16 protein-coding genes are annotated in these 16,069 nt (G+C 65.3%); 6 read left to right on the top strand and 10 right to left on the bottom strand.

Going from position 1 to position 16,069, the window contains the following annotated elements; translation table 11 throughout:
* Positions 1-104: 104 nt before the first annotated feature.
* Genes BLT40_RS03125 through BLT40_RS03135 form a run of 3 tightly spaced genes read left to right on the top strand, consistent with a single transcriptional unit; the run spans position 105 to position 2,462 of the window.
* Positions 105-1,358 carry a sensor histidine kinase gene (locus BLT40_RS03125; RefSeq protein ID WP_090351300.1) on the top strand — a complete coding sequence of 418 codons (1,254 nt, stop codon included), beginning with the start codon at positions 105-107 and terminating at the stop codon, positions 1,356-1,358.
* Positions 1,351-2,118, top strand: coding sequence for a LytR/AlgR family response regulator transcription factor (locus tag BLT40_RS03130; RefSeq protein WP_036112362.1), 768 nt, complete (start codon positions 1,351-1,353; stop codon positions 2,116-2,118). The genes BLT40_RS03125 and BLT40_RS03130 overlap by 8 nt, the downstream gene beginning before the upstream one ends.
* 14 nt (positions 2,119-2,132) lie before the next feature.
* A complete protein-coding gene (locus tag BLT40_RS03135) occupies positions 2,133-2,462 on the top strand; it encodes a hypothetical protein (RefSeq protein ID WP_051943485.1) in 330 nt (109 codons plus the stop codon).
* A 90-nt stretch (positions 2,463-2,552) separates the two neighbouring features.
* Here BLT40_RS03135 and BLT40_RS03140 read toward each other — a convergent pair whose 3' ends face one another.
* Both BLT40_RS03140 and BLT40_RS03145 read right to left on the bottom strand, forming a co-directional pair.
* Complete coding sequence (locus tag BLT40_RS03140) at positions 2,553-4,538, bottom strand: CocE/NonD family hydrolase (protein WP_090351303.1); 1,986 nt, start codon at positions 4,536-4,538, stop codon at positions 2,553-2,555.
* A gap of 154 nt (positions 4,539-4,692) precedes the next feature.
* Positions 4,693-5,475 carry a dioxygenase family protein gene (locus BLT40_RS03145; RefSeq protein WP_090351307.1) on the bottom strand — a complete coding sequence of 261 codons (783 nt, stop codon included), beginning with the start codon at positions 5,473-5,475 and terminating at the stop codon, positions 4,693-4,695.
* Between the two features lie 144 nt (positions 5,476-5,619).
* On the opposite strand from BLT40_RS03145, the gene BLT40_RS03150 reads away from it, so the two are divergent.
* Positions 5,620-6,498: a LysR family transcriptional regulator gene (locus tag BLT40_RS03150; RefSeq protein WP_255363921.1), complete on the top strand. Its 879-nt coding sequence runs from the start codon at positions 5,620-5,622 to the stop codon at positions 6,496-6,498.
* Between the two features lie 3 nt (positions 6,499-6,501).
* On the opposite strand, the gene BLT40_RS03155 is transcribed toward BLT40_RS03150, so the two are convergent.
* On the bottom strand, positions 6,502-6,720 hold the full coding sequence (locus tag BLT40_RS03155; RefSeq protein WP_090351312.1) for a hypothetical protein: 219 nt from the start codon (positions 6,718-6,720) through the stop codon (positions 6,502-6,504).
* Between the two features lie 108 nt (positions 6,721-6,828).
* Here BLT40_RS03155 and BLT40_RS03160 point away from each other — a divergent pair, with 108 nt between their 5' ends.
* Together BLT40_RS03160 and BLT40_RS03165 are read left to right on the top strand one after the other, a co-directional pair.
* On the top strand, positions 6,829-7,620 hold the full coding sequence (locus tag BLT40_RS03160; RefSeq protein ID WP_255363922.1) for a VOC family protein: 792 nt from the start codon (positions 6,829-6,831) through the stop codon (positions 7,618-7,620).
* Positions 7,587-9,182, top strand: a complete 1,596-nt coding sequence (locus BLT40_RS03165; protein WP_090351315.1) for a Na+/H+ antiporter — start codon at positions 7,587-7,589, stop codon at positions 9,180-9,182. The genes BLT40_RS03160 and BLT40_RS03165 overlap by 34 nt, the downstream gene beginning before the upstream one ends.
* Positions 9,183-9,315: 133 nt before the next feature.
* On the opposite strand, the gene BLT40_RS03170 is transcribed toward BLT40_RS03165, so the two are convergent.
* From BLT40_RS03170 to BLT40_RS20185, 7 genes are all read right to left on the bottom strand, one after another.
* The gene (locus BLT40_RS03170) at positions 9,316-10,743 is read right to left on the bottom strand and encodes a c-type cytochrome (protein WP_090351317.1); all 1,428 of its coding nucleotides are present in this window, start codon (positions 10,741-10,743) and stop codon (positions 9,316-9,318) included.
* Positions 10,743-12,329 (bottom strand): GMC family oxidoreductase, encoded by a 1,587-nt coding sequence (locus tag BLT40_RS03175; protein ID WP_079522406.1) that lies wholly within the window; start codon positions 12,327-12,329, stop codon positions 10,743-10,745. Before BLT40_RS03175 ends, BLT40_RS03170 begins: the two co-directional genes overlap by 1 nt.
* Positions 12,330-12,389: 60 nt before the next feature.
* Positions 12,390-12,968, bottom strand: coding sequence for a sugar dehydrogenase complex small subunit (locus BLT40_RS03180; RefSeq protein WP_052191320.1), 579 nt, complete (start codon positions 12,966-12,968; stop codon positions 12,390-12,392).
* A 206-nt stretch (positions 12,969-13,174) separates the two neighbouring features.
* The gene (locus BLT40_RS03185; protein WP_079522408.1) at positions 13,175-14,209 is read right to left on the bottom strand and encodes a LacI family DNA-binding transcriptional regulator; all 1,035 of its coding nucleotides are present in this window, start codon (positions 14,207-14,209) and stop codon (positions 13,175-13,177) included.
* A 123-nt stretch (positions 14,210-14,332) separates the two neighbouring features.
* Positions 14,333-14,767, bottom strand: a complete 435-nt coding sequence (locus tag BLT40_RS03190; RefSeq protein WP_079522409.1) for a hypothetical protein — start codon at positions 14,765-14,767, stop codon at positions 14,333-14,335.
* 318 nt (positions 14,768-15,085) lie between these two features.
* Positions 15,086-15,550 carry a heme-degrading domain-containing protein gene (locus tag BLT40_RS03195; protein ID WP_079522410.1) on the bottom strand — a complete coding sequence of 155 codons (465 nt, stop codon included), beginning with the start codon at positions 15,548-15,550 and terminating at the stop codon, positions 15,086-15,088.
* Between the two features lie 48 nt (positions 15,551-15,598).
* Entirely contained in the window at positions 15,599-15,766 is a 168-nt protein-coding gene (locus BLT40_RS20185) for a hypothetical protein (RefSeq protein ID WP_156108705.1), read from the bottom strand.
* Positions 15,767-16,069: the final 303 nt, after the last annotated feature.

Here is a 16,069-nt window from a genome sequence, read left to right on the forward strand (position 1 = left end):
GGAACGGGGTTTCGTCGGCCCATGGCCGGTTTCGTCGGATCGGCCCTCACCGGGCGCCGGGAGCGTCGTATGCTCGCCGCACTTTCAGGACGCGGGTGGCTGCGATGGCATGGGGCAGGAGTGTCAGATTTCTGGGGCGCATCGCGGTGGCGTGGGTCGCGGCATGGTGCGTCATGCTCGTGGTCTGGAACGCGCTTGGCTGGAACCATGGCGAGCTGCCATGGATCTTTACCTTTCTGTGGTTCGTCGGTCTGCTGATCGCACTCGGAAGGGGCGTCACGCATCTCTACCGCGTGCGGACCATCGCCGGCCGTATCGATGCGGAGACGTTGTCGAACCGTCAGCGCCGTCGTGTCGAGGTGCCTCATCCCGCCGACGAAGCCTACGCCCTCGTCGAAAGCGTGATGCGCGATCTGCCTGACGTTCACGAGGTCGCGGCGGCGCGCGGCGGCCTGCAGGTGCGCGCCGTCATTCGCGGACCGGAACACGAACGGCCGCGTCTTCGTGGGCGCCAGATGCCCCGGCTGCCGATGGACGTCCAGACGCGCATCTCGGCGACCATCACGCCCGCCGACGGATCATGCAGTGTCATGTTTGTCTGTGAGCCGGACGCCGGTGCCTGGAGCGACTGGTTCAATCCCGACCGTGGCGCCTCGCTCGAGTACGTTGAGACCCTGGTCCGCGCCTTGACCCAGCGACTGGCCGAACGTCGTAACCGCGAACGCGCCGACGTGCGCCAGACCACGATGGAAAAGGAACTGACCGCGGCGCAGCTGGGATTGCTGCAGGCACAGGTCGAACCGCACTTCCTCTACAACACGTTGGCCAGTGCCCAGGAACTCGTCCGTACCGACCCGGCGCGCGCCGATCGCATGCTGGGCCATCTCATCGATTATCTGCGTCGCTCGCTTCCGCGCACCGATGGTTCGCTCTCGACGCTGGCGCAGGAGCTCGAACGTTCCACGGCGTGGCTGGAGATCATGAAGCAGCGCATGGGCGAGCGCCTCACCGTGCATGTCGATGTGCCGACACCTATCGCGGATACGCCGATGCCGTCGATGATGCTGCAGACGCTGGTGGAAAACGCGATCAAGCACGGGCTCGAGCCGAAGCCCGGTGGTGGCGGCATCTGGATCCGCGCGACGCTGGATGGTCCCTCGCTGTCGCTCACCGTGGCCGACGATGGCGTCGGCTTCCGCAGCGAGGGTTCGGGCACCGGTATCGGCCTGAAGAATCTGCGTGAACGACTGCGCCTGACCTACGGTGCCCTGGCCACGTTCGCTATCGGCAACAATTTTCCGCACGGCGTCGCGGCGACCATCATGCTGCCGGCCCGGGGAGTGAACGACCGTGCCTAAGTGCATCGTGGCCGAAGACGAGAAGCTGCTCGCCGCCGCGCTTCAGCGTGAACTGGCACAGGCATGGCCAGACCTGGACATCGTGGCGGTCTGCGAAGATGGCGGCGAAGCGCTGGATGCCATCGCGACGCACCGTCCCGACGTCGCTTTTCTCGATATCCGAATGCCGGGTCTTACCGGCATGGAAGTCGCGGCGGCGGCGGCGGATGCCAGCCCGACGACGCTCGTCGTGTTCGTGACCGCGTATGACCAGTATGCCGTCGATGCCTTCGAACGTGGCGCGGTCGATTACCTGTTGAAGCCGGTGGTGGCGGATCGACTGGTGCAGACCGTGAGACGCCTGCGCAGCCGGCTCGCCGAAGCGGAGCGTCATTCACGCCGCACGGGCGACCTGGCAAAGGATCTGATCGGCCGTTTCGATGAGCCCACCGATGAGCCGCTGACCTGGATCACGGCGGGAGCGGGGAAGGCCACGCGTCTGATTCTCGTCGACGACGTGATCTATTTCCGCGCCGACAACAAATACACGCTGGTGGCCACCGCGGAGGGCGATGCCTTGCTTACGAGGCCGATCCGCGACCTGCTGCGTCAGCTGGATGCCAGGACGTTCCGGCAAATCCACCGGTCCACGATCGTCAATCTGCGCCAGGTGGCATCGGTAGAGCGAGACGACAGCGGTAAAGGCTGTCTTCGCCTGCGCGGTCGTCCCGAAACGCTGAGCGTCAGTCAGCCCTTCATGGCCATCTTCCGGGCCATGTGACGAAGGAGAACGTCATGCGATGGTTCCTCGCGATTTTTTACTGCTTTCTGAATCTTGCCGGTTGCACGGACTCGCAGAACCGCGTCATGGTGGTGACCGCGAAGGAAAACGGCCACGTGAACCTGGACAGCCGAACGGAGGTGCGCATGGGACGCGCGCGTTTCGCCTGCGAAGCGAGCGATTCGGGGCAGTGTCATTACACGGTGTTCGACGGCGATAAGCCGTTGCGAAGCTTCGTGCTCGCGGTGCGCGAAGAGCGGCGGGTGGATGGCTTGCCCGGTGGATTTGCGCAGTGCGTGACCCGCGACGGAGCAAAGATGTCGCCGACCTGCAAGGCCATCTGAAATCGTAGGAGCGCGCCTCGCGCGACTGGACGTTTCGATCGTGCCCAATCGCGCGCGAGGCGCGCTCCTACGTGGATCGCGGCACGCTGGTTACCGCGGCACGACCGTGAACGTGATCTTCGACGGGTGTGCCGCGTCGTGGTGCACCGCGTTATGCGCGATCACGCCGCTGGTCTCATCGAAGTTGTTCCCGCCCGTATTCAGGTTGCGGTCGAAGCGCGGGAAGTTACTGCTCGAAATCGCCACACGCAGCTTGTGTCCGGGATAGAAGAAATTGCTGGTGTCGATCGGCTGGAACGTCACCTTGTACACCTCGCCATCCTTCATCCACACCGGCGGCTTGTCGTAGCCCTCGCGGTAACGCATGCGCTGGATGTTTTCGGTCAGGTTGAAGGCCTTGCCGTCGGTGCCGACGTCCATCACCTTGAAGGTGAAGTCGGTATCTTTCGCATCGGACGACACATACAGCGTCACGGTGATCGGACCGCTGACTTCCGTGCCTTCCTTGAAGGGCTCGGAGTCGTAGACGAGGATGTCGTTACGCGTGAGCTGCGGGTTCTGGTCGAACGAGCCGAACTTCACGGCATTGCCCTGGCAGCAACCGCCACCGCCCAGTGTCGTCACCGGGTTCATCGGATCGTAGAGGAAGTGGTCCGGCTGATCGGTGCCTCCCGCCGCCGTGACCAGCTTGCCGTCGCCGTAAAGCGTGTTGGCCTTGCCGCCGCTGGTAAAGAACAGATCGCGCGTGGTCGCGTTCGCCGGCGGCCACATGGTCGCGTTGTGCCACTTGTTCTCGCCCATGACGTAGTACATGACCTTGGGCTGCTTATCGACGACGGGGCTGTCGACGCCCTTGAGGAACTTGTCGAACCAGCCGTAGACCAGGCTGTCGTAATCGAAGCGCGCATCGCCGACGTCGAGGTCGCCGATCATGGTGTGCTCGGTCGCGCGGCTGAATGCGCAATGCAGCACCGGCGCGATCACCGCGTACTGCTCGTCCGCGATCTCCTTCGGCGCCGTGGCACGCACGTGGTTGTACGCGGCCAGGTTGGGCGACACGGACACGTCGAACCAGCTCATGAACCACAGGCCCGGCTTGTTGATCTTCATGTTCTCGTGCCACAGACCGCCCTTGTACCAGGCGGGACTGTTGGGCGTGCGCGCGATCATGTTGCCGCCGGTCGGCACGTCCATCACATCGGCGAAGATGCCCTTCGGGCCGTCGACCGCCTTGAGGATGTCTTTTTCCGGCAGGTGCCAGAACGCCTGGTCCCAGTCCACCGGCGGCATCTGCGGGTCGAGGTCGAAGGCCTTCGATGCACGGATCAGATCGGCCTGCGAGGTGTTCGCCGGAAACATCGGGCGCACCTGGTTCTGCTCACCGTAGATCCAGGCCTGGAACAGCATCTGCACCGCACCGCCGCGGTACCAGTTGCCCTGCTCGTAGTAGGGGCCGACGCGACCGACGCCCGCACCGAAGCCCTGGACGTTGAACGTGGCCAGACCTGGCTCGTTCTCGGCCACCACGGCCATCTGCCATTCCGCGGTGGACGAGCAGCCCGTGGTGCCGACCTTGCCGTTGGACCACGGCTGCGAGGTCATCCAGCGCACGGCGTCGACGCCGTCACTGAGCGGCGCGCCGAGGATGTCGTAATTGCCTTCGGAGAAGTAGTGGCCACGCTCGTTCATGTCGACATACGCGTAGCCGCGCTTCACGGCGGCGAGCTGACGCGTCATGTCGCGCGGCGCGCCGAGCTTCACGTCCCAGAAATTGAAGTTGTAGGGAGTGCGGACGAAGATCGTCGGCACCTTACCGGTCGCGTTCTTCGGACGATAGACGTCCGCCGCCATGCGCTTGCCGTCGCGCATCTTCACCATCACCTTGCGGTCGACGACGGCGATGTCCTCGAGCTGCTGCTCGGTCTCGATGCGCTTGGCGATGGTCGCCTTCTGTTCCGGCGTGAGCGTCGTCTGCTGTGCGGCAACAGGGGCCGCGATCAGAGCCAGACAGCAGGACGCCAGGCCGACCGACAGCGCGGTCCTGACAGAGTGGAGGGCAGGGCGCGGGGTTCGCATCGGGCGAAGCCTATTTCAGGGACGGTTCATCGAGTCTGACAAAACGGTCCGGTCAGAACAATGCATGACTTCCGGCAGGGGCGGTCTGCCATCCAGACGTCCGCTGCCGGCGATCGCACGAAGCGACCGACATCGACGAGTGTGTCCAGTCCGGTTACGTCGCGGCGCTCCATGCATACGAATCCATCGACAGCACGCCGTAGGTCATTCCGCCGTGCAGCACCTCGAACCGGTCGGCCTCGTCGCTGGCGCCGAAAGCCACGAGCAAGGGCAGATAATGTTCTTCCGTCGGATGCGCGCGCTCGGCGGACGGAGCGATCCGCCGATAATCTTCGAGTGCACCCGCATCGCGCGCGACGAGGCGTTTGCTCGTCCAGTCCGCGAAGGCCTGGGCATACGGCGCGACGTCTGCCGTCATGCGGATGTCGTAGAGGTTATGCGTGAGGCTGCCCGAGCCGACGATCAGCACGCCGCGATCGCGCAGGGGACGCAGCGCACGACCCAGCGCGAGCGCACCGGCAGCGTCGAGGTCGTACGGCATGGCGAGCTGGAAGACGGGCAGCGTGGCGGCGGGCAACAGGAAGCGCAGCGGCGACCAGGCGCCGTGATCCCGCGGGCGCGTCGCATCGGCGTGCACCGTATAGCCCGCCTCTTGCAGCAGCAGGGCCGTCTCCCTCGCGACGTCGGGCGCGCCCGGAGCCGGGTATTGCAGGCGATACAGCGCCTCGGGGAAACCGCGGAAGTCGTGCAACGTGGCCGGCCGCTCACCGGTCATCACGGTCAGGCCCTGGGCCTGCCAGTGGGGCGAGACGACGAGTACCGCACGGATATCGGTCAGGCCGGCGCCAAAGCGTTGCAGTGCGGGCCCGAGCAGACCGGGATCGAGTGCGAACGTGGGCGCGCCGTGGGAGATGAAGATAACGGGAGTGGTGGACATGGCAGGCGGTTCCTCTGCGGATATCGTCACGATATTGGTTCCTCCGGCGCGGATAAACGGCGTTTTGAACGACCCAGTGTTGCGCTTTATGAGACACTCCGGATGTCACGGCATACGGGGTAGGACGTGGACAAGGTCCAGGAAATGAGCAGCTTCGTGGCGGTCGTCGATGCCGGGAGCTTCGTGGGCGCGGCTCAGGCCACCGGCTTCACCAAGGCCGCCATCTCGCGCCATGTCGCCGACCTCGAAAAACGGCTGGAGGTGCGGTTGCTCCACAGGACCACCCGGCGGCTGTCGCTGAGCGAGGAGGGGCGTCTTTTCTACGCAAGGGCGCGCGAGCTGCTGGCCGGGATCGCCGAGGCGGAGTCGGAGCTCACCGCCCGGCATGGCGAGGCCAGTGGCCTGCTTCGCATCACGGCACCGCTGACTTTCGGTGTGCTGCATCTTGCGCCATTGTGGGCGCGGTTCGCGCAGGCGCATCCCAAGGTGTCGCTGGACATCACGTTGTCGGATCGCATGGTCGACCTGGTGGAGGAAGGCTACGATCTTGCCGTTCGCATCTCCACGCTGGCCAGCTCGACCCTGGTCAGTCGCACGCTGGGGACCACGCGGATGATCCTGTGTGCGTCCCCCGCTTACCTCGCCGCCCACGGCGCGCCCGGACGTGTCGCCGACCTGGCCCATCACGCCGTGCTCGGCTACAGCTACTGGCCGGATGACTGGCAGTTCGTGCACGAGGGGGCGGTGGAGCGCGTCACGGTGCGCCCGGTGATTCGAAGCAATAACGGCGATACCTGCCGTATTGCGGCATTGGCCGGTCAGGGCATCACGTTGCAGCCGGACTTCATCGTGGGACACGACGTGCGCGCGGGGCGCTTGCACGAGGTGTTGCCGGGGCACGCGGCGGGCGTCATCGGCATCCACGCCGTGTATCCGTCGCGCAAGCACCTGCCGGTGAAGGTGCGTCGACTGGTCGACTTTCTCGCCGAGTCCTTCAAGGACGTGGACTGGAGCGCTGGCTGAAGCTCAGGCTTCCGGGACGGGGATGCCGTGCCGGTGCAGCATGTCGGCAATCTCCGCGCTGACCCAGTCGAAGTGCTCGTTGCCGGCGGCTTCGAGCACGGCGTTCGACTGCATCGCGAACTCCGGCCAGAAAGCGTCGCGGTCGGGGTTGTCGCGCAAGCCGGTGGTCACCTCGCTGTCGAGGCGTTCGAGCATCTGGCGGAGTTCATCGCGGTTCGTCATGGACGGAGCGTACCCCCACGATGTGTCTGCCGCATGTAAAGGAGGGGGTTGACCTCGAGCGCGCTTGAGGTTGTTCAATGGGTGTCTCGCACATCGCAGGAGACCCCCATGCGCATCACCCGGATCACCCTTCCTTCCGTCGATGTCGGTGCCTGTGTGGCCTTTTATCGCGACGTCATGCAGCTCCCTGTCGAAGGGCGGCTCGTGCGGGTCGGCTGGACGACCCTCGAGATCGTGCCTGCGACGGCCGATACGGGCTCGGTCCATCTGGCGTTCAACGTATCGCCTCGCCGCTTCGAAGCCGCCTTTGCCTGGCTGCGCGAGCGAGCCCTGGTGCTGCGGGATCCCATGGACGAGGAGCGTTTCCGGCTGGGCGGTGCCTGGCGGTCGGATTCGGTCTACTTCGCCGGTCCGCACGACGCGGTGCTCGAGCTGATCGCGCGGGACGCACTGGCGGACACCTTCGACGACGCCTATGAGGACGGTGTCGATGGCCCGTTCCACGGCATGGAGATCGCCTGCGTCAGCGAAGTGGGCCTGCCCACCGACGATGTGCGCGCGCTTGTGCGGGACATGGTGACGCGATTCGGCATCGCACCGTTCGGCGAGTCGTCCGACCTGTTCGCCCCTCTGGGCGATCACGAGGGCCTCTTGATCCTCGTCGACCGTGACCGCCGCTGGTTCCCCGACCTGCGTCGCGTGCCCGGCGCACTGGGCCTGCATGTCACGCTGGAAGGCGCGATGCCAACCGGCCACTTCGCCGATGCCAACGGCTGGTTGCTGACCGCGCGGACGGCCAAGACTGATCGCCGGTCACCTCGACTATCCTTGCCACAAGCGGTACGTCCCGCCGCGTCGGCCTCACCATGTCATCGACAGAAACGTTCAAATTCGTCCTGATCCTTCTGGTCGCGATCGTCGCGCTCGAGCTCATCGCGCGACGTCTTCGCCTGCCTACCGCGGCGGCGTTGCTGGCCGGTGGCATCGGCATCGCCTTCCTGCCTGGCATACCGGCGGTGAGCTTCGATCCCGAGCTGGTGCTGATCGTTTTCCTGCCGCCGCTGCTGATGGACGGAGCGTTCTACACGGTCTGGTCGGACTTCCGCCGCTACCTCGGCGGCATCCTCTGGCTGGCGGTGGGGGCGGTCGTGTTCACCACCTTCGCCGTCGGTGTCACGGTGCATGCCGTGTTGCCGTCGCTGCCATGGGCGGCATGTTTCGCACTCGGCGCCGTCGTTTCGCCGCCGGATGCTGTCGCCGCGAAAGCGGTGCTGGGCAAGGTGAAGCTGCCGCGTCGGCCGATGGTGTTGCTGGAAGGCGAGAGCCTCCTCAACGACGCGACCGGGCTGGTGCTTTTCCGCTTCGCGGTGGCCGCCGCCCTGACCGGTGCCTTCAGCGCTCAGGGCGCGGTGATGAGCTTCGCCGGCCTGGCGCTGGGTGGCATCGCGGTGGGTGCGCTGATCGGTGCGGTCGTCGTCCTGGTGCTGCGCCGGATGGATCAGGTATTTCTCGCCATCACCGCGTCATGCCTCTCGCCATGGGCCGCTTACATCGGCGGTGAGGCCGTGCACGTGTCCGGCGTGATGGCGGTGGTGACGACCGGCATCATTTTCGGCTGGTACCAGCACGAGGTGTTCTCGGCGAACATCCGCGTGCGCGCCACAACCTTCTGGGCGGTAATGATCTTCCTGCTCGAAGCACTCGTCTTCATCCTGATCGGCTTTTCGCTGCGGGGTGTCGTGGAGCGGCTGGGCGGCCTCGGCGATGCGCTGCAGGCGCTGGGCCTTCCCATCCTCGCGGTGGTGGCCGCCGTGATTCTTTCCCGGTTTGTCTGGGTGTATGCCACGGACTATCTGCGTCGGCCGCTCGCACATCTGATCGGACGTGGAGCCGCGCCGCCGTCGCCACGTGAATCGTTTTTGCTGAGCTGGGCGGGGATGCGTGGGGTGGTGACCCTGGCCATCGCACTGTCGTTGCCTGAGGAAATGCCCGGTCGCGACCTGACCCTGGCCGCTGCGTTCGCGGTAATTCTCGTCACCGTGGTGTTGCAGGGCGGCACGATGGGGCCGGTGATTCGCTGGCTCGGCCTGGACCGTGTGGTGCATGTCGACATGGCGCATCTGACCGAAGGGCAGGCAGGTGCGTTGGTCGATGCCGCGCAGCTCGAGGCGGTGAAGGCGCGTGCCTATGGCGCGGATGGATCGTTGATTCATCCGCGTCTGCTGGAGCAGTACACGTACCGCGCGACGATCGCTGAGCGGTTCGCTGCCGCGCCGCAGGACTTTACCGGCGGGCGGGAGTCACATTACGACGTGATTCTGGCGGCGATCGCGGCGGGGCGTGTTGAACTGCTCAAGCTGCACCGCGCAGGGCGGATTCATGACGATCTGCTGCATTATCTGGAGCGGGATCTGGATCTGCAGGAGATCGCTGCGGAGAATGATCGGCAGAGTCCAGTGTGAATCCTCGGACGAGGTGCTACCAGGTCGTTTCGGAAGATGTTGGCATGGCAGCCGACGGCTCCCTCGCCCCGAGTCCACAAAAAAAGGGCGCCGCATCACTGCGGCACCCCTCAAACACCACACCACCAAAAAATCAGCGACGTGACTTACGCTTCCGACGCCGGACCAGAAACACAACCAGCCAAGGCACCAGGACAGCGACAACCACGCCCGCCACCATCAGATACGGCGTGAGCTTAAGCAGCAACGGCTTCGGACCACCCGCACGGATCGTCGCGACATCCTCGGCCGTCGCGTGAACCGCCGGATTGCCGAAGTGCTCTTCCACATAGTTGACGACCGCTGCCACCTGCGCGTCCGTCATGTCGTACTCGAACGCCGGCATCGACACATGCATGTCGGCACCCTGACGGTCGAGGCCATGAAGCACCGCCATGATCAGGTTGTCCGGACGCGACAGGCCCACCGCACGGTTGTGGCTCAGCGACGGGAAGTACTGATTCTCCGTCCCCTTGCCGCTCGGCTGATGACAGCTGGCGCACGCGCCGCTGTAGAGCGCGGCACCGTCCACGGTGTCATGTACGCCGCGCACATCCGGTCCGGTGGCTGCATCTCCACGCAGCGGCTCCAGCGTCGTCGTCGGGGGCAGGGCGCTGCCACCTTCGTACGCATAAGACGCCTTGGTGTCCGCCGGATCGCGGATCGGCTTGACCGTCTTCAGGTAGGCCGCCATCGACTTGATGTCGTCATCGGACAAGAAGCGCAGGCTCTGTTCCACGGCTTCCGCCATGCCGCCGCCGGCCTGGCCCTTGCCGTGCACGTGACCGTTCTTCAGGTACGACGCCAGTTCGTCTTCCGACCAGCCGCCGATGCCGCTGACCGGATCGGAGGTGATGTTCGGGGCGAACCAACCGTCGATCGTGGCACCGCCGAGGTACGCGTCCTGGCGTTCCGCCATGAGCAGGTTACGCGGTGAGTGGCACGAGCTGCAGTGACCCAGCACGTCGACAAGATAACGACCGCGTTCGGTGCCCGTGGCGTCGATGGCCGCGGGCTTGTGCAGGAACATCAGGTTCCAGCCGGCCATCGTCCAGCGCATGCTGTACGGGAAGGCGAGGCGGGTTTCCTTCACCTTGTTGTCCACCGGCGCCACGCCCTGCATGAAGTACACATACAGCGCGTGCATGTCGGCATCGGTGATGCCCGCATATGCCGTATATGGCATGGCGGGGTAGAGGTGGTCGCCTTTTGCGTTGACGCCCTCGCGTACCGCGCGGACGAACTGCGCCTCACTGTAGCCACCGATACCATCGTCTTTCGATGGCGTGATGTTGGATGCGTAGATGTTGCCCATCGGCGAACCGATGCCGCGACCGCCGGCGAACGGCTTGTCCGGCGACGAGGTATGGCAGGCGGCGCAGTCGGCCGCGATGGCGACGCCTTTGCCACGGGCGATCAGCGCGTCGTTGTCGTCCTGGGCAAGTGACGGCGCGGAGACGGCGACGGCGCCGACCAGGACGGCAGCTCGCAGCAGGCCGCGAAACAGGGAATTCGTGGCCATCAGATTTCCTTGTGAATCGTGTCGGCGATGCGGATCGACAGCGCGACGCCGGTGAGCGTCGGGTTGATCACACCGGAGGCGGGAATCACGCCGGTGGTGGCCAGGAACAGGTTGTCGTGGTCGAAGGTGCGGCATTCGCCGTTGACGACGGAGTCCTTCGCATCCGAACCCATGATCACCGTACCCATGATGTGGTCGCGGTTCTGCCAGCCGCTCTCGTCTTCGACGATCTCGGCGTTGAACAGCTTGGCGAACTTGGCGTAGTCCTCCTTGGCGATGACCTTGCCGGCCTTCGCATAGTCGTCCACGTCGTAATTCACGCGCAGCATCGGGATGCCGAGGGCGTCCTTCTTGTCGCTCGGCGTCACGCGGTTGGCCGGGTTCGGCAGCATCTCGAAGACGGTACCGACGTCGATCCAGCGCGACGCGTCGTGACGGATGCGCTCGTCCAGTTCGGGGCCGATCACGCCCTTCTTCAGCAGCCGCTCGGTGACCACGCGGTTCGGTACGGCGTTCGACATCGAGTGCTTGACCGCCGAGTGACGCTTGCGGAAGTCGCCATCGCGCCAGTTGAAGATGCCACCTTGCTGCACGGCGCCACGTCCCGGCCACAGGGGCTGGTCGCCGATCATCAACAGACCGATGCCGGTGTGGTCCATGAGGTTGCGGCCGACCTGGTCGGACGAGTTGGCGACGTCGGACATCAGCAGCAGCTTGGCCGTTTCCAGACCGTGCGCGGCCACGATGAAGTACTTCGCGGTCAGACGCGCGTCGGTGCCGTCCGGCTTGCGGTAATGCACGGCGACGATCTTGCCGCCCGCGCCCTTCTCGAGCTTGTACGCCGTGGATTCGGTGAGCAGCTTCGTACCCGCGCGCTCGGCGTGCGTGGCATGCATGTCGCCGCTGTACATCGCGCCGATGGGGCAGACCGGCATGCAGTTGTTATTGCCGCAACACGCGGGACGGCCGTCGTATGGCTTGGTCACGCGGCCGTTGGGCTCATGGATGTAGTGGTAACCCGCAGGACCCAGGCGCTTGTTGAGCTCCTGGTTCATGTAAGTCGTCGCGTCCGGCGGCAGCGGGTACGGCTTGGAACGCGGCGGCCATGCCTTGCCGCCCTGGCCGCTCTGGTCTTCCTCGCCGTTGCCGGCCACGCCCAGCGCTTCTTCAGCGCGCTGGTAGTAGGGCTCGAGCTCTTCGTAGCCGATGGGCCAGTCGCGACCGACGCCATAGAGCGTCTTCAGCTTCATGTCGTTGGGCAGGTAACGCCAGCACGCGGCCGCCCAGTGCCACGTCGTGCCGCCGACCAGCTTCAGCATGCCCGGCCGGAATTCGAACGAGCCGGTGTTCTCGATATAGTCCGGCTCGAACGTGGTGTGTGCCCACGGTTCGTTCGGGTAGGGATCGTTGAAGTTGGACTTGCGCGACGAACTGCGGAAATTCTCGAGGATCTTCCAGCGCGGAATGCGCGAGCCGGCTTCCAACATGATGACCGAGTGGCCCTGTCTGGACAGCTCATAGGCAGCGTTGCTGCCGAGCGCGCCCGAGCCGATGACGACGACGTCGGCGTCGTATTGCGTATTCATGGTGTGTCCTGCGTGTGCGTGGGGGCGCAAGCGCCCGTACGTGGCGCCGTGTTCGCGCGGTCAGTCCGTCGCGATGCTGGCCGGGGCGGCCGACCAGTAGTCGGTACCGGCGCGGGCATAGGTCGGGATCACCGTTACGTCGATCGTGGGCTTGAACATCAGGGCCCCCGTGTACGTGATGAACTGCGTACCGTCGTCCTTGCCGGTGCCCTTGGGCTCTCCGGTGTAACCGAGGTACCAGCCGCTGACGATGGACACGGCAAGCGCCTTGAGCGCGGGATCGGCGTCGACGGCGGAGCCCTTGAACTTGTGCATGTCGTCGATGCCGGCGGCATCCATGGCGCGGATCAGCGCGGTCACCTGCGGACCGAAGTTGCGGTCGCCGGCGGCCAGCGCGGCAAACAGCCGTGCGGAGACGTCAGCGGGAAGCTCGGGATGGCCGGTAAGGCGGCGACCCAGGGTCAGGAACGCGTCGAGTTCGGCGGGGCTGGCCTGAGCGGGCGACTGGCCATAGGCCATCCGGGTCCAGGGGAGCAGGGCGCCTGCGGCGGCGATCATGCCCGCGGAGATCAGCAGCCGGCGGCGGCCGGTGTTGATCGGCGGAACGGCACGGGGATCGGACCCGTGGATATCTGACATCGGACTGCTTCCTCTTGCGATGGCGGGAGAAGCGAAGCGTCGACAGATGCGGAGCGCATTGTCAGCCGAACGCATCGGCCATCACGGGGAGCTGGAGCAGAAACAAAAGAGCGCTGCGTCACGGCGGCACATGCGGCACGACGACGCGAATTATAGAAAGCGGTTTTGATGTAAAACCCTCAACCTCAAAAGTTGATGGTTTTACATCAAATGTCCCTCGGCCTCGCCGGAAGGTTCTCACGCATGAGGATGGCCGTGGGCTGCGGGTGGGTCGGCGGGGCCGCCGCACGACCGAAACGCGCGAGCACGTGGGTCAGCGCACGGGCGGCCTGCGCCGCCAGGTTCTGGTCGAGCACGGCGTCCATCAGGCCCAGTTCGAGCAGACGGCGATTACTTTCCGTCAGGTCGTGGCCGATGAAGACCACCTCGCGTGGACGCGTGCGCTCGGTCAGCACCCTGGCGACCCCGTCGTCGCCTACGGACGTGTTGTAGATTCCACGGAGGTTGGGCACCGCGTTGAGCACGTCGGTCACGATGCGCCCGGTGCTCTCCGGGTCTTCCTGGCTGTCCGCGCGGTGAATGATCTGCACGTCGGGAAAGTGCTCGCGCAGCGCCTCCACGAAACCGCGCTCGCGCTGCTCATGGCTACGGAAATGGTGGTAGCCCTTGATCAACAGGATCGAGCCGCCCGCGGGACCGAGGAAGCGACCCATCAGCTCGCCGGCGAGACGCCCGGCGGCGTGAGTATCCGTGCCGACATAAGCGAGGCGGCCGCTATCGGGCAGGTCCGAGGCGAGGGTGACGACCGGGCAGCGATCCGCCGCGCGACGCACGGCATCACGTACCAGCGGGTGGTCGTGGGTGGTCACGATCAGCGCATCGGCGCCTTCGGCGTAATGGTCGATCTCGGCGGCGACCGCTTCGGGCGCGATCTCAGACAGATGATGTACCTGGCTGCGTACCCGCATGGCATGCATCGCCAGACGATGTTGCTCAAACCGGCGGCCGAGCTCGTCGTAGAAGGGGATCGTGGGCGACTGCATCAGAATCGGCACGTGCAGCCAGCGGCCGGGCGGGACCTCGATTAACCGGTTTATCTTCAACCGCTTGGCGGCTTCGAGCACGCGAGACTGGGCACGCTCACTGACGCCCCCGCGTCCGTTGAGCACGCGGTCGACCGTCGCGGCACTGACACGTGCGGCGGCAGCCAGATCGACGATGCGGGTTTTCTGTTTCGGCATGGCAATCGGGTGGCATGATGCAGCGCACCATCATACGGGAGCCCGGTCCCGGGGCGGCCTTCGGTCCCCGCGACCAGTCGTCGCGGGCCCGGAGGCACTACCCTCTGGCAAAAAGCGTTCCCGTCAAGCTGTCACACCTGGCCGCGTAGGCACCGGTCCCACCGTCCCCTGGGAGAACTCGGCGATCGTCTCCGCTGTCCCCCGGCTCTCCCGCCGTTGTCCCACGCTGGGCGCCATCACCCGCGCTACAAACCGGACCGCCTTGTTCAGGGCCGTGCTGACGAACGGCAGCCGTCCCACCGGGATGGAGATCACGGCCACTTCCTCGCGGACCAGATGGATGTTGGGCTCCGCGTGGCCCCAGGCCAGCTCCACCTCGTTCGGTGCGCTGCTGCGGCTGGGCACATCGTCGTTGGTGATGCGCTGCGTCTCCCGGAAGAAGTGCAGGTGGACGAAGCCGTCGTCCGTGGGTCCTGTGACGGCTATCCCGGTGGCGACCGCGGACACGAAATGTGCGGGCCGTACATGCAGGATGCTTTTCGTCGACGTCTGCGCCATACCTGGTGTTCCCGGAAAGTGGTCGGGCAGGGGCCGCCCCCCGGTCGGGCCGGAGGAAGCGTCGTTTGGTCCATCGGTTGCCGAAAATACCCCTGTCCGGGAAGGATACGGCGAAGAACGGCACAACGCACAGGGGGTTATGTGACGGGCGTTGGCTTTTCGACGCGTTAGACTGAAATGACCCCTTTTTCGGAACCCTTTCACGCATGAAAACGGCTCTCGCCCTGAGTCATGTTCATTTCGAAGACGCAGGCCATCTCGAGGCCGCCCTCGAACGACGTGGCTATCGGGTGCGCTACTACGCGAGCGCGAGTTCGCCTAACGCTGGAGAAAGCGCGCAAGAACGTCCGTGACCAGCCGGTGGTCCTGCAACGATGGCATGCCGGATACCGTTATCGCGCCGATGACGCCGAGGCCGCGCAGGCGAAGCGGAAAGCCGCCACCGTCGGAAGCATGCTCCGCGGGCGACAGGCCGTAGCGCTCTTCGAGCGTCTGACTGGCTTTGGCGAGTTTCATGCCGACGACGAGGGTACTGGTACCGAGGGCGAGCACCGTATTGCGCTTGCGTCGCACCCAGTTGGCGTTGGCGATATCCGTGCCGGGCAGGGCGGTGTGGAACAGCACGCGGTCGCGCAACGCGATCTCGATCGCGACTTTCGCGGATCGCTGCACAGCCAGCTCGCGCAGTGCGCAACCGACGTCCCATGCCTGTTCAAGGCTCAGCGTGTCGAACTGCAGTCGCGCCTCTTCGGTCGCGAGTTCGTCGAGCGTCGGGTCGCTCATGGATCCCACCTCATGCGTTGCACGGATGAGGTGGGATTCTAGCGGGGACTACGCGTTGCCTCCCGACTTGGCCTTGCCCGGCCTGGCCGGATCGCGGGGCACTTCGGGCAGGGGCGCGCGACGCGAATGCGAATAGACGTAAGAGACGAAGGCGGCGGACGAACGGTCGGCCGGAGCACCCTTGGGGAAGCGATTTTCGGGTTTCTGCGGTGGCATGACATTCCATGATGGGGCGTGGGACCGCCCTGGCGAAGGCACGCGCAAGGGATGCTGTCCGGCGCACCGGACAGGTGCGTCCACCATGCGCCTTCACTTGTTAGTTACATGTAAGTTGGTGGGCGCTTCCGGGAGCGAATCGCGACCAAACGCCACACGTCTAAACCCGTCCTGAGCGCTGAAAAGCGCGTCTGAAATTTGAACCCTCCCGCCGTGCTGAGCTAAGGTGGTCGCAGTTTCATCGGTTCCCCGCGTGCGCTCGACGTTGTTTTTCGCGCCGCGGCCGTGAACATTCTTCTTGCG

This window comes from Dyella sp. 333MFSha (assembly GCF_900102405.1).
GTDB lineage: Bacteria > Pseudomonadota > Gammaproteobacteria > Xanthomonadales > Rhodanobacteraceae > Luteibacter > Luteibacter mycovicinus.